Origin of the sequence: Gluconobacter sp. DsW_058, from assembly GCF_002153615.1 — a bacterium.
In the GTDB taxonomy this organism is placed as follows: Bacteria; Pseudomonadota; Alphaproteobacteria; order Acetobacterales; family Acetobacteraceae; genus Gluconobacter; species Gluconobacter cerinus.
Genome location: NZ_JOPH01000002.1, coordinates 1 through 13,360, shown reverse-complemented (window position 1 = coordinate 13,360; position 13,360 = coordinate 1). Strand labels below are relative to the sequence as shown.

Annotated in this window: 15 protein-coding genes and 1 pseudogene; 5 read left to right on the top strand and 11 right to left on the bottom strand. The window is 53.5% G+C overall.

Annotated features, from left to right (window positions below):
• Nucleotides 1-10 precede the first annotated feature (10 nt).
• A complete protein-coding gene (locus tag HK24_RS01760; RefSeq protein WP_086633073.1) occupies nucleotides 11-325 on the top strand; it encodes a hypothetical protein in 315 nt (104 codons plus the stop codon).
• On the opposite strand, the gene HK24_RS01755 is transcribed toward HK24_RS01760, so the two are convergent.
• Both HK24_RS01755 and accD read right to left on the bottom strand, forming a co-directional pair.
• Nucleotides 301-1,623, bottom strand: coding sequence for a folylpolyglutamate synthase/dihydrofolate synthase family protein (locus HK24_RS01755; RefSeq protein WP_086633072.1), 1,323 nt, complete (start codon nucleotides 1,621-1,623; stop codon nucleotides 301-303). The genes HK24_RS01760 and HK24_RS01755 overlap by 25 nt on opposite strands.
• Complete coding sequence (accD, locus tag HK24_RS01750) at nucleotides 1,623-2,492, bottom strand: acetyl-CoA carboxylase, carboxyltransferase subunit beta (RefSeq protein WP_086633071.1); 870 nt, start codon at nucleotides 2,490-2,492, stop codon at nucleotides 1,623-1,625. Before accD ends, HK24_RS01755 begins: the two co-directional genes overlap by 1 nt.
• A 272-nt stretch (nucleotides 2,493-2,764) precedes the next feature.
• On the opposite strand from accD, the gene HK24_RS01745 reads away from it, so the two are divergent.
• On the top strand, nucleotides 2,765-3,328 hold the full coding sequence (locus tag HK24_RS01745) for an HdeD family acid-resistance protein (protein WP_086633070.1): 564 nt from the start codon (nucleotides 2,765-2,767) through the stop codon (nucleotides 3,326-3,328).
• A gap of 72 nt (nucleotides 3,329-3,400) precedes the next feature.
• On the opposite strand, the gene trpA is transcribed toward HK24_RS01745, so the two are convergent.
• Together trpA and trpB are read right to left on the bottom strand one after the other, a co-directional pair.
• Nucleotides 3,401-4,213 carry a tryptophan synthase subunit alpha gene (trpA, locus tag HK24_RS01740; RefSeq protein WP_086633069.1) on the bottom strand — a complete coding sequence of 271 codons (813 nt, stop codon included), beginning with the start codon at nucleotides 4,211-4,213 and terminating at the stop codon, nucleotides 3,401-3,403.
• A complete protein-coding gene (gene trpB, locus HK24_RS01735) occupies nucleotides 4,210-5,436 on the bottom strand; it encodes a tryptophan synthase subunit beta (protein WP_086633068.1) in 1,227 nt (408 codons plus the stop codon). The genes trpA and trpB overlap by 4 nt, the downstream gene beginning before the upstream one ends.
• 178 nt (nucleotides 5,437-5,614) lie before the next feature.
• On the opposite strand from trpB, the gene HK24_RS01730 reads away from it, so the two are divergent.
• On the top strand, nucleotides 5,615-6,664 hold the full coding sequence (locus HK24_RS01730) for a CorA family divalent cation transporter (protein WP_046900308.1): 1,050 nt from the start codon (nucleotides 5,615-5,617) through the stop codon (nucleotides 6,662-6,664).
• Here HK24_RS01730 and HK24_RS01725 read toward each other — a convergent pair.
• The 5 genes from HK24_RS01725 to alr all read right to left on the bottom strand — a co-directional run bounded on the left by HK24_RS01725 (nucleotide 6,661) and on the right by alr (nucleotide 11,010).
• On the bottom strand, nucleotides 6,661-7,101 hold the full coding sequence (locus tag HK24_RS01725; RefSeq protein WP_086633067.1) for a DUF934 domain-containing protein: 441 nt from the start codon (nucleotides 7,099-7,101) through the stop codon (nucleotides 6,661-6,663). The two genes, HK24_RS01730 and HK24_RS01725, sit on opposite strands and share 4 nt — an antisense overlap.
• Nucleotides 7,088-8,761: a nitrite/sulfite reductase gene (locus HK24_RS01720; RefSeq protein ID WP_086633066.1), complete on the bottom strand. Its 1,674-nt coding sequence runs from the start codon at nucleotides 8,759-8,761 to the stop codon at nucleotides 7,088-7,090. Before HK24_RS01720 ends, HK24_RS01725 begins: the two co-directional genes overlap by 14 nt.
• Entirely contained in the window at nucleotides 8,758-9,075 is a 318-nt protein-coding gene (locus HK24_RS01715; RefSeq protein ID WP_086633065.1) for a DUF2849 domain-containing protein, read from the bottom strand. Before HK24_RS01715 ends, HK24_RS01720 begins: the two co-directional genes overlap by 4 nt.
• 237 nt (nucleotides 9,076-9,312) lie before the next feature.
• Nucleotides 9,313-9,759, bottom strand: a complete 447-nt coding sequence (locus tag HK24_RS01710; RefSeq protein ID WP_086633064.1) for an Rrf2 family transcriptional regulator — start codon at nucleotides 9,757-9,759, stop codon at nucleotides 9,313-9,315.
• Between the two features lie 126 nt (nucleotides 9,760-9,885).
• On the bottom strand, nucleotides 9,886-11,010 hold the full coding sequence (gene alr, locus HK24_RS01705) for an alanine racemase (RefSeq protein WP_086633063.1): 1,125 nt from the start codon (nucleotides 11,008-11,010) through the stop codon (nucleotides 9,886-9,888).
• Nucleotides 11,011-11,121: 111 nt separating this feature from the next.
• Here alr and HK24_RS01700 point away from each other — a divergent pair, with 111 nt between their 5' ends.
• The gene (locus tag HK24_RS01700; protein ID WP_086633062.1) at nucleotides 11,122-11,595 is read left to right on the top strand and encodes an Lrp/AsnC family transcriptional regulator; all 474 of its coding nucleotides are present in this window, start codon (nucleotides 11,122-11,124) and stop codon (nucleotides 11,593-11,595) included.
• A gap of 88 nt (nucleotides 11,596-11,683) precedes the next feature.
• Entirely contained in the window at nucleotides 11,684-11,914 is a 231-nt protein-coding gene (locus HK24_RS01695) for a bacterioferritin-associated ferredoxin (RefSeq protein WP_086633141.1), read from the top strand.
• Between the two features lie 46 nt (nucleotides 11,915-11,960).
• Here HK24_RS01695 and bfr read toward each other — a convergent pair whose 3' ends face one another.
• Entirely contained in the window at nucleotides 11,961-12,482 is a 522-nt protein-coding gene (gene bfr / locus HK24_RS01690; RefSeq protein WP_233125940.1) for a bacterioferritin, read from the bottom strand.
• 426 nt (nucleotides 12,483-12,908) lie between these two features.
• Nucleotides 12,909-13,221, bottom strand: a pseudogene (locus HK24_RS01685) (transposase); the annotation flags it as partial.
• Between the last annotated feature and the right edge of the window lie 139 nt (nucleotides 13,222-13,360).

The window sequence follows — 13,360 nt, the reverse complement described above, 5'->3', positions numbered from 1 at the left end:
GACGCAGGACATGATCTCAAAAGAGCAGTTCTATGAAAGCCTTAAGAACACCAGTCCGCCGACCGGCCTGTCTCTTCCTCAAACAGCACTCTGGTGGATTGGAAAGCAGAATTGGACCAAAGCGCACGAACTGGTGCAATCAGCCGAAGGCATACGACCAAACGACCGTATTCACGCCCTTCTTCACCGACAGGAAGGAGATCTGGCCAACGCCCGCTACTGGTATTCCAGAGCGGATGCGAGGATGCCGGACCAGACCATTATGCAGGAATGGGATGACCTGGTCCGACAAAACTTCGCTCAGACGGAAACCCAGCCATCCTGAGCAAGAGCAACGCCCGCAAGATAAAGACTACCGCAAATCAGCACGCGTGCGGGCTCTTGCCCACTTTCAGCCAAACGCTCCAAAGCTTTGACAATCGTCGGCCCAGCGATTGCGATTCCCCCGGACGCAGCAACCAGCTCCTCCACAGGCGTGGCAAGATGCTGGTCAACTTCCGCCACAGCCTGAACACTTGCTGCCCGCGCCAAGAGGGGCTTGAGAAATCCACTCACGTCCTTGCTCTGCTTGACCCCGGCAATGATGTGAACAGGTCGATCCTTCCAACCATCAAGCACTTCCCCCAGCACCTCACCTGCACCAGGGTTATGGCCACCGTCCAGATAAAGCTCCCACCCATCTGGCAGCATAGCAGCAAGCGTTCCATGCAATCGCTGTAACCGGGCAGGCCAGTCAGTTCTGGCAATACCCTCATACGCACTCAACGGGATATTCAACCCAGACACCCGCAAAGCCGCAATCGCAAGAGCTGCATTTGTTGCCTGATGCGGCCCCTTCAAACCCGGCAAGGGCAATTCAAGGCTACCTTGCGGGTCAGAATAATGCAGCTTTAGACCATCCACCCGAACGTGCACATTCTGTCCCAGGCTCCACAGAGGCGCCTTCAATGCCTCCGCACGCGACCGAATGGCATTTAACGCTTCTGAAGCCTGCGGAGAGACAACGACGGGCACAGCAGGCTTGATAATCCCAGCTTTTTCACCAGCAATGGCCTCCAGCGTTTCTCCCAGAAAGGCCTGATGATCCAGACTAATCGTCGTGATGGCACACGCAGCAGGCTTAGGAACCACATTTGTGGCATCCAGCCGTCCACCGAGACCCACTTCAAGAATGACAAGGTCAGCAGGGATGCGAGAGAAAAGAAGAAAACCTGCGGCCGTCAAAACCTCGAAGACGGTAATGGGCGCACCTGCATTAACGCGCTCAACCTCTTCAAAAGCATCCACCAGCGTATCTTCGTCAACCAGCTTCCCTGCCAGACGAAACCGCTCAATAATGCTCACAAGATGCGGGCTGGTCATCACATGCACGCGGAGACCTGCTGCCTCGGCAATCGCCCGCAGATTGGCGCATGTGCTCCCCTTGCCGTTCGTACCAGCAACATGAATGACTGGCGGCAAGTGCAGTTCGGGATGACCCAGCTTAGCCAGAAGAACTTCCAGCCGCCCAAGAGAAAGATCAATCAGCTTGGGATATAACTGGTGCAACCGGGCAAGAACCTCGCCCGGCCGTCCCTGATATTCACCAGCCAGCCGAACCGGCTCCCCCTTCTGGGCACCCATCAGGCAGCGACGTCCGGAGCCGCCTTTTGGCGAGTCAGCATACCAAGAACACGACCCAGAAGCTCAGGCAGCTCGGAGCGCTTTGCAACAATATCAACCATCCCGTGCTCACGCAGGTACTCGGACCTCTGGAAACCTTCCGGCAGTTTCTCTCGCACAGTGTCCTGAATCACACGAGGACCAGCAAAAGCAATGAGCGCATTCGGCTCAGCAATGTGAATATCACCCAGCATTGCGAAAGACGCTGACACACCCCCGGTCGTCGGGTTCGTAAAGACCACGATATAAGGCAGACCAGCTTCCTGAAGCATCTGCACGCCAATCGTTGTACGCGGCATCTGCATGAGGCTGACAGCGCCTTCCTGCATACGCGCACCGCCGGAAGCCGTGTAAATCACCAGCGGGGCCTTCTGAAGAACAGCCAAACGACAGGCCGCCACAAAAGCCTCACCCAGACCTGCTCCCATCGTTCCCAACAGGAACTCAGGCGCCATGACGGCCACCACAGCCTTCTGCCCCTGAATTCGGCCATGTGCGACCACAAGCCCCTCATCAAGATGAGACTTGTTCCGCGCGTCCTTCAGACGATCGGTGTAACGCTTGGAATCCTTGAACCCCAGCGGATCAACCGGCATCTTCGGCAGCTCGATGGTCGTATATTCGCCACCATCGAACGTCCAGGCCAGACGCTCCTTTGCCGTCGCACGCATATGATGCCCACAATGCGGGCACACCTTCTGGGAGCGCTCCATTTCCTTGACGAGCATCATCTGCCCGCAGGAATCGCAGTTTGTCCAAAGATTATCCGGCACGTCCCGCTGAAGCAGGCCACGCAGCTTGGGTCGGACGTAATCGGTCAGCCAGCTCATGTCGTCTCGTTACTTTCTGCCTGCCTTCGGGACGAAGGCCAGAATGGGAAAAGGCTCTTGTACAGGCCATTCATAATCGGCGCGTTTTAGCGTTGCCAGCACATTTATGCCAGCCTTGCCATACAGAACTGTGCCCAGCCTCGCAAAAATATGGCACCATCTCCCTTAAGGAACACGCACCGCGATCACCTGCAACCACTGAGCGTCCTCGCGGTTTAATCAGGCAAAATCAGTGAACAGACGGGTCATTGTTCCCGTCCGGAGAAACCCCAATGTCCGACAGTTTCAATACCGTGCAGTTCTCCCCTCAGTCAGGCCTGAAACCCGGATGGTTCATCGGCGTGGGCGCCTTCTTGGTCGTCCTGGGGCTTCTGGCAGCCTTTGATGCGATCGCCACAACGCTTGCCAGCATGGTCCTTCTGGGCGTTCTGCTCATCATCGGTGGAATCGCCCAAATCATGCAGAGCTTCGCGCATCGCGGGCTCCCCCTGCCCAACCAGTGGCTTTCCGGCCTGATCGGCGGACTTTACATTCTTGGCGGCCTTCTCCTCATCGAAGAGCCCGCTACCGGATCGGTCTTCATTACGGCTATCCTTGCAGGCTGCCTGATCTTCGCAGGCCTTAGCCGTGCCTTCTGGGCCGCCGGGCACCGCACAACAGGTGGCTGGGGCCTCCTCGCCGTCAGTGGCGTCTTCACGCTCCTGATCGGCATCCTTCTCTACATGACACTGCCGTGGTCAGGCCTGTGGCTAATCGGAACCCTGATTGCCATCGAGCTTCTGATGGCTGGGGCATCTGCCATTCTTTTTGGCATGTCACTGCGCAATCGCACGTGATCAGACTGCAAATAAAAAGAGCGCATCAGAGAAACCCCTGATGCGCTCCAAATTCACCACCCGAAACAGGTTTCAACCCCGAACGGCCGCAGACAACTCAATAAGCTGCTTCAATACGGATGGAACCGTTTTTTCGGTCGCCTCCCCCTCAGACAACGTTCCCGCCATCGTCTTGATCAAAGCAGACGCCACAACAGCCGCATCCCCAATCCGGGATGCCGCCCGCGCCTGCTCAGGCGTCGAAATCCCGAACCCGATCGCAACCGGCAGATCCGTCGCTTCCCGAATCTTCGGAAGAGCTTCCTCAAGCTGCGCCTGGCTGGCACTGCCCGTCCCCGTGATCCCCGTGATGCTCACATAATACACGAATCCAGACGCATCTTTTAGCACATGGAACAGACGCGTCCGGGACGTCGTCGGCGCCACGAGAGAAATGATATCCAGCCCAGCCGCCCGCGCATGGGCATCCAGCAGATCCGCCTCTTCCGTGGGCATATCCACGACAATGATGCCATCCACACCCGCCTGAACCGCATCAAAGCAGAATTCCGCTGGCCCGTAGCTATCAATCGGGTTCAGATATCCCATCAGAATAATCGGCGTCTCGGCATCGGTCTCCCGGAAAGACCGAACCATCTCCAGAACGCCACCCAACGTTGCCCCAGCCTTCAGCCCCCGCAGTGCCGCAGCCTGAATCGTCGGACCGTCCGCTGAAGGATCGGAGAACGGCACGCCAATCTCGATCAGATCGGCACCCGCAGCCGGCATAGCCTTCAACAGCTCCAGAGAGGTCTCATAATCCGGATCAAACGCCTGAAGATACGGAATCAGTGCACCCCGTCCCTCCGTCTTGAGGGCTTCAAAACGGGCTTTGATACGGCTCACAGGTTCACTCCCAGATGGCTCGCCACAGTGAAGATATCCTTGTCTCCACGGCCAGAGACGTTCAGCACAATGATCTTGTCCTTCGGCATCTCCGGCGCAATCTTCATGACATGCGCCAGTCCATGGGCGCACTCCAGAGCCGGAATAATGCCTTCCGTCCGCGTCAGAAGCTGGAACGCATCCAGAGCCTCCTGATCCGTCACACCAACATACTCGGCACGGCCAATATCATTCAGCCAGGAATGCTCCGGCCCAATCCCCGGATAATCCAGCCCCGCACTGATCGAATGCGCCTCTTCGATCTGACCATGCTTGTCCTGAAGCAGATACGTCCGGTTGCCATGGAGCACTCCCGAGCGCCCACGGGAAATAGATGCCGCCGTCTTGCCAGAATCCAGTCCCAGCCCGGCAGCCTCCACACCAATCAGACGCACATCCGCATCATCAAGGAACGGATGGAAAATCCCCATTGCGTTTGAGCCGCCGCCAATGGCCGCAACAATCACATCCGGCAGACGCCCCTCAGCCCGGACAATCTGCTCCTTCACTTCCGTACCAATAATGGACTGAAAATCACGAACCATCTCAGGATACGGATGCGGCCCCGCAACCGTGCCCACCAGAAAATATGTATCCGCCACATTCGCAACCCAGTCGCGCATGGCTTCATTCATGGCATCCTTGAGTGTACCGGCCCCAGCCGTCACCGGCTTTACCTCAGCCCCAAGCAAATGCATGCGGAACACGTTGGGCTTCTGACGTTCAACATCTGTCGCCCCCATGTAGATGACGCATTTCAGCCCAAAGAGCGCACAAACCGTCGCCGTCGCCACACCATGCTGGCCAGCGCCCGTCTCAGCCACAATCCGTGTCTTGCCCATCCGTCGGGCGAGCAGGATCTGCCCCATGACATTGTTGAGCTTGTGCGAACCTGTGTGGTTCAGCTCCTCACGCTTGAGATAAACCTTCGCGCCACCCAACTCTTCCGTCAGGCGCTTCGCAAACCACAACGGGCTCGGACGGCCAACATAGTCCCGGTAATAGTAGTCCAGCTCCTCACGAAACGCTGGGTCAGCCTGCGTCGCGCGATACGCCTCCTCCAGTTCAAGAACCAGAGGCATCAGCGTTTCCGCAACAAAGCGTCCACCGAAGACGCCAAACCGGCCGCGCTCGTCCGGTCCGGAACGCAGGGAGTTAGACAAGGAAGATGAAGGGGTCGTCATACCGGGCTCTGTTCCGCTTAAAGGGCTAACCAGCGATACCAAGGCCAGACGGGAACGTCCATCCACACCCTTTTCAAGAAATCAGCCTTACCGAATTCTCGGCAGCCCCCTTGCACGGAGCGCTTCCTCAAGACATGAGTCAGAACACCTCCTGCCTCCGACCAAGGATCTTTCTCTGATGCTTCTCGCCCGGCCCGCCGGCACACCGGCCCGCGAGATCGGCCCGGACGTCGATATCAATGCCACGAACTGGATTGACCTCATCAATCCAACACATGATGAAATTACAAAAGCCGAGACACTCCTTGGGGTGCACATTCCCAAACTGGAAGAACTGGAAGAGATCGAAAGCTCATCCCGCCATTATGAACGGGATAACTGCCTGTATCTCTCCACCCCCCTTGTACGCCGTGCGGATGACGTCTCGTTCTCCAAACCCGTCGGTTTCATCCTGACGGAAAAGAGAATCATCACGGTCCGCTATACGGATTATTTCGCATTTGATCTCGTAGGGGGGAAGCTAGCAGAATACCCGGCAGGCAAGGTCTCGCCGTCTTCAACGGAACTACTGGTTGAACTGCTCGAAGAGATCATCAACCGCCTGGCTGATATCCTCGAAGGCCTGGGTCGCACTCTCGACACCATCTCCCGACGCGTCTTCAACGCCGAGCAACCGCGTGACCGCGCACGCGTGGGCGCCATGCTTCGCGAAACCCTGCGCCGCCTCGGATATGCCGGAGACCTAGCCTCAACAGTCCGGGACAGTCTCCTCGGCATCGACCGTGTTCGTATCTATCTGGAAGATTACATCAGCCAAAGCCTGCAAAAGGCCAAGGACCAGGGCACGTCTCCCCTTCCCGCCAGAGATACTGCTGGGAAATCACCAACGCCGGCTGACACATTCAAATCCCGCCTCAAAGTCGCAGGCCGCGACATCGCTTCCCTGAGCGACTTTGATGCCCAGATCGTCAGCAAGGTCCAATTCCTTCTGGATGCGACGTTGGGCTTCATCAGCATCGAGCAGAACGACGGTATGAAAGTCCTCACCGTCGCCAGCTCAATCGGGATCATGCCAACGCTGATCGCAGGTATCTACGGCATGAACTTCAAGGACATGCCGGAGCTTACCTGGAAATATGGCTACCCTTACGGTCTTACCTTGATGGTTTTATCCACCATCCTGCCGCTTTTCTGGTTTTGGCGCCGTGGATGGTTCGGAACCCGTTAGGAGTCTTCTTCAATCCGCAGGCCGCCCTCAACAGGACGAAAAGGCAGAACAGATCGCTGATATGCCACCGGGAAACGATGGAGCTGTTTTTCCCAAAGCTCCACGTCACTTCCCTCCGGCAAAACGACGTTGTCTACGCCACATCGCTTGAGGAAAGCCGCCTGATCTGGAAGGACATGCCCTTCCGCACGAATTTCTCCCGAAAAGCGGAGGTACTCCCGCAATTCCCGCGCCTGCGTAAACACACGCCCATCACGGAAGATCGGAAAGCGCAAAACAACCAGTTCAAGCCGGTTGAGATACGGTTTCAGCGCCGTTGCATCATCAGCAATATCCAGAAGAACAGCACGTGCTTCCGTATTCTCTGCCAACTCTGAAAGCGTTACCAATGCCTCATGAAACTTGGCAGGACGCTCATTCAGCTCAAACAGTTTCATAAGCTGCCTCCTTGAAAGGAACGTCCCCGAGTCGATCCAACGTATCGAGGAACGTCTCGCCCCTCTGCCTTATACCAAGGTAGCAATCCACCAGCCGGGCAATCGCATCAACCGTATCGTCCTCCGGAAGCGCTGGCCCGAGAATGGTTCCAATGGAGGCCCCGTTCTCTGCCCGGCCGCCCAACGTAATCTGGAAGAACTCTTCCCCGCGCTTGTCCACACCCAGCAAGCCAATATGACCCGCATGATGATGGCCACATGCATTAATGCAGCCTGAAATATTGATCCGTAGCGCGCCGATTTCTGCCTGCAAGGTGGCATCCCCAAAACGGGCACCCAGCTTCTGGGCAATCGGAATGGAACGTGCATTTGCCAGAGCGCAGTAATCCAGCCCTGGGCATGCCACGATGTCCCCGATCAGACCGATGTTGGCAGATGCCAGATCCACTTCTTTTAGGGCCAGCCACAGATCATACAGCCAATCCTGCCGAACATGCCCCAGAACAATGTTCTGAAGATGCGTAATCCGCAGTTCGCCAAAGGAATATTCGTCCGCCAAATCGGCCAGACGGTCCATCTGGGCGGACGTCGCATCCCCCGGAATTCCTCCGGCAGGCTTGAGCGAAACAACCGCTATAATATGACCCGCATCACGGTGCGGATGCGTATTGCTTCGAACCCATAGATCAAACTCCGGATTAGCCTCACGTCTGGCTGAGAGCTCCTGAGAGGCGTTATCCGGGGCTGAGAGTTCCGGAACAGCAAAACGCGCGCGGATCGCATCCACCATTTCAGGCGTCAGACGGTAATATTCCAGATCCATCTGCTGCAACTCAGCTTCGACAGCCTCACGATAAGCGTCAATGCCCAGAGCCTGAACCAGAATCTTGATCCGTGCCTTGTAAATATTGTCGCGGCGTCCATGCGCATTATAGACACGGACAATCGCTTCGAGCGTTGCAAGCAGACGCTCTTCAGGCACGGCGTCAAATATCTCCTGCCCGATAATGGGCGTGCGGCCTAAGCCTCCTCCCACAAAGATCCGGAAGACAGGACGCCCGTCCGCGCCACTGCGAGCCAGAATCCCAATATCATGGAAACGAGCCGCAACCCGGTCATTCGGACTGCCAGAAATAGCAATCTTGAATTTCCGCGGCAAAAACGTGAATTCGGGATGCAATGTGGACCACTGGCGCAGAATTTCCGCATGAACACGCGGGTCCACGACTTCATCCGCAGCCGCACCCGCAAATTCGTCCGACGTCACATTCCGGATGCAGTTTCCGCTGGTCTGAATGGCATGCATGTCCACCTTCGCCAGATCGCGCAGAATGTCTGGAGTTTCTTCCAGCTTTATCCAGTTAAACTGAATATTCTGACGCGTGGTAAAGTGCCCATAATCACGATCGTACCGACGTGCGATATGCGCGAACATCCGCATCTGCTGACTGTCGATCGTTCCATACGGAATAGCGACCCGCAACATGTAAGCGTGAAGCTGAAGATACAGACCATTCATCAGCCGCAGCGGCTTGAATTCGTCTTCACTCAAGCTTCCATCAATGCGGCGCGTTACCTGCCCGGAAAACTCGTCAATGCGAGCGGCCAGAAAATCGCGGTCAATCTGATCATATTGGTAATGGCCAACAGGAGCGTTCATTGCCCGGCCTCCACTGAAAATTCCGGATGTACAGTTGGACCATGCGCACGGATTCGCTCACGCACCGTCACAGGTTCCGGAGGATCAACGTCGCGTACAGCCACTTCATATACACCTACGACACCATCCTGCTGGGCACGCGCCTGCGCTCCCTCAAGAACATCGCTCACAGCGTCAGCATCCAATTTTTCCGCTGCCCCAACTCGAGCCGCCCAATGTCCATCATGATCGCGCCAGACGATTCTCCCGTCCAGAAGGCGATTAGCCGTCAAAACAAGCTTCTCACCTGCTCTAACACGAACTGGTCGTTTCATAATGCTCTCCGCAGGAACGAAACTGACATAGGATAAACCATCAACTCGCAGGTTTCCCCTCGCATGACGTCAAAAGAAGCTCCGAAGACCTTCTCAACGTAATGCAGCGAATGAAAAAGGACTGAGCGTAGCAACGAAAAATTCACCATAACGGATCAAATAATGATCCATTATGGTGAATTCTCCAACCTCAATCAGAAAATTTTAGTGATAATTTTTTATAACTAATTTATTTAGTTATATGGAGAAGGAGATAGGAGCTCGATTTGGTCGCTGCATTCCCGCTTCCTCAGCCTGACGCAACAACCCTTCCAAGGTCACAGCTTCCATTTTTTTGGCTAGCTCAACATTCATTGAGGCCCAAAAAGGTTCAAGAACCTTCTCTATTAATGGATTGGCTGCTTCCCCATCGGAGGTGTGTTCTTCGGTAACGGCCTGAACAATCTCATGCACCGTAATTGTTCGTGGCGGACGCCCCAACCGATAACCGCCTTTAGGCCCCCGCACGCTGTCCAGAAGTTTTTCTCTCGAAAGAGCCTGAAGAACAGGCTCGATCCCGCGACGCAGCATATTACCCCGCTTGGCAATATCAGCGCCACTCACCACACCGGAACGCCCCGCGTGAAAAGCAACATCCAACATGATTGAAACAGCTGTCAGGGCACGATCGCGGCGGAGATACATGAATTTTCCGAATTCAACGCAAAAGAAAGGGCACTTGAACAACTTGCGATGCTCATTCGTGTATTTGGGTCTTTCAAACAGCCCTGTCAATCATTGAAACGGGATTACACCCTCAATCGGATGACTCTACTCCACATATTCGCGATAATATCGCCCACCTAGAGAGGTCAAAATTTCATATCCGATAGTTCCCGCAGATGCGGCCACATCATCAACGCTTCTGCGTGGCCCGATCAAATCAACATACATATCTGCATGCAGCTGAGATTCCGGAACCGCTGATACATCCAAGGCCAGGGAATCCATAGAAACACGCCCTACAATAGGGAGCGCGATATCTCCCAGCCATGCACAACCTGTCCCGCTATTATGCCTGGAGAAACCGTCTGCATATCCCACGGCCACAGTCGCAATACGGCGCGGTTTCTCCGGACGATAGGTCAAGCCGTACCCAACAGCATCGCCTACCCCCACATCCCGCAATTGAAGAACACGGGCGTGAAGAGAAACAACCTGCTGCAAGGGATTAGGCAGTTCAGCGTTAGGAGCGATTCCATAGAGAGCCGCGCCAGGCCGAACCAAATCCATATGGTAATCCGTACCTAGGAATATCCCCGAAGAAGCCGAGAGGCTCAAAGGAGCTGCAGGCATTAAAGCCGCCATGTCCCGAAATCTTTGGCGTTGGATTTGGTTGGCTGCACTGGCTGGATCGTCCGCACAAGCCAGGTGGCTCATCACCAACCCAATACTGATACCGTCCAAAAGAGTTTGATCATCAGAAAGCTTCCTGACATCCGCCCATGAGAGACCAAAGCGGGACATCCCACTATCCAGCTGGATAACAGCCTCCAGAACGGCCCCCTCTCGCGCAGCCTCGCGTTTCCAAAGATCTATTTGTTCAAGACTGTTGAGAACAGGCCGAAGTCCGAAATAGACACACTCAGCTGCTGCCCCCGGCCGTGGCCCATGCAGAACCGTAATCCGCGTCTCGGGTGAGACGATCTGACGCAGAGCGATTCCTTCATCAACATGAGCGACAAAGAATTCTTTCGCGCCTTCCCGTTCAAGAATAGGTGCCACTTGCTCAGCACCCAGCCCATAGGCGTCCGCTTTCACAACAACGGCACAAACTGCCGTTCCCACCCTATCCCTCAAAAAGCGATAGTTTTTGGCTATAGCTTTGAGATCAACCGTAAGAGTGGCACCCGCCCGGGAGGCAGGCCAAAGGTGAGGAGCTGATAAGATCGTCATACGTCACCCTATCGCAAATCGAAATGAAATTTCCTGCATAAATTCAGCATATTCTTCAGTCTCAAACGTTATATATGCAGCATATAACCAAGGAAGACGGAAAATTGTGACATGATCTTCGATCGCACCACCGAATCCATTCTTCGCCTTCTGCAACATGACGGCCGTATGAGCAATGCAGACCTCGCGGAACGCGTTGGTCTTTCACCCTCAGCATGCCTAAGACGTGTCAAAATGCTTGAAGAAAAAGGCGTCATCCGAGGTTATCATGCCGTCATCGACGATCGGTCTGTACATAACCTGACAACAGTCATTGTACAGATAACCTTGGAGCGCCTGACGGACGAAGCTCTAAGACGCTTTGAAGCCCGCATTAAGGAATGCGCCGACATTCGTGAGTGCTACCTGATGACTGGTGAAGCAGACTATCTTCTGCATGTGGCAGCCCGGGACCTGGCAGACTACGAACGCATCCACAAAGAAGAACTCTCTCGCCTTCCTGGTGTGATCCGCATTCACAGTAACTTCGCCATCAGGCCAGTTGTGCAGCGTTGGAGCACTCAGAACATAGGCCAGACAACATAAGGAAATTTTAATCGAACTGCATTTGCGAACTAATCTCATTTGGCGTATAGAAAATTATTGCCTCATGATAGGACGCCACGAGCAGCTCATGATCATTTGTTCATGTAACGCACTTTCCCACAAAGACGTCGAGTCGGCGATCGATGCCGGAGCATCCCGACCCTCGGAAATTTACACTGCCAGGAAGTGCCGTGCTCAATGTGGGAACTGCGTTCCAGGAATGGTTTGCCTTTTAAAGCAAGCCATTCAGGAGCGGAGAAATCTCGGTCTGGCAAATACCAATACCGCACAGCCAACAACGCAAAACGTGTACTGCTAATTTAAATCAAAAAAATGCCCGGGATTTCCGGGCATTTTCAAAGAACTTAGTCTTGATCAGGTGCTGCGGCAGAATTTGTTTGAATGTACCGCTCAATTCCGACCTGCTTAATCAGGTCAAACTGACGGTCAATAAAGTCTTCATGTTCTTCTTCATTCACAAGAATCTTAAGAAGAAGGTCGCGGGAAACATAATCTCGTACGCTCTCACAATACGCGATACCTTCACGAAGATCTTCAAGAGCTTTCTTCTCAAGCTTCAGATCACATTCGAGAATTTCTTCAACGCTCTGCCCAATCAAAATTTGATTTAGCCGCTGAACATTGGGCAAACCACCCAAGAAAAGAATGCGCTCGATCAGCCAATCGGCATGATGCATTTCTTCAATGGATTCTTCGTATTCTTTCTTACCGAGTAGCGTCACACCCCAGTGGCGCAACGTACGTGCGTGCAAAAAATACTGATTGATGGCCGTTAACTCGTTGGTCAACTGCGTGTTCAGATGCTCGATGACTTTAGGGTCTTTAATCGCCACGGGATAATCCTCTTCGTTATCTTGATTCGCCATCCATACACCAAAAGAAAGTAGATAACAAAAAATAGTTCAATATAACTATTGATAAAAATAATATACATTCTCATTTAGGATTTTTTATCTATAAAAATCAAATATTTTATATTTCTTACTAAGAAATTTATAATAGTATTATATATTTCTACCTTTAATTCGTAGTATATGTATATAAATTATATTTATAAAATAATTTGAAGATATTTTATTATTTCTTAAATTTAATCTAATTTTTCCATTTATCTTCTGGAGTACCAAAGTAAATCATAATTCCGATGCTAAAGATTGATCATTTTATAATTCATCTCGATATTAAAAATAATTGCACTGAAATCAAATCGATCCTATCGGTAGCCACATTGAACCGTATCCGGCCTTTCAGGCGGGCACGGATTTTTCTAATCTTCAGACTAGGCATAGAGCTCATATCCAGAACATGACGGTTGCGACGCTGCGAATGGCTGAGAAGAAGATATGAGGGAATTTGTCGTAGCGCCGGGGGACGACCCGACGCCAGTCCTTGAGCCATCCGAGCATGCTTTCGATGCGGTTGCGGCGTTTGTATTTCTGCCTGTTGTATTTGACAGGTCTCTCGCAAGATCTTCGTCCTGGAATGCAGGGCTTTATGGTGCCTTTCTTTTCCAGGGCATCCCTGAACCGGCCCGTGTCATAAACCCCGGTCTCCCAGCATCCATTGTCCATCATAAAGGCTGCCCAGCAGGGCAGCGGCACCTGTTCAGGCGATCCGGATCCCTTTTTTAGCCCCGGCCTCGAAGCCATCTGGCATTCTAGATGTAGCTATATTTTTCAACCGATTGGTGGTTCGGGTCTTCGAGTGATTTGTGGTGTAGTTCTGTAGAGCAAAATGCAAAACC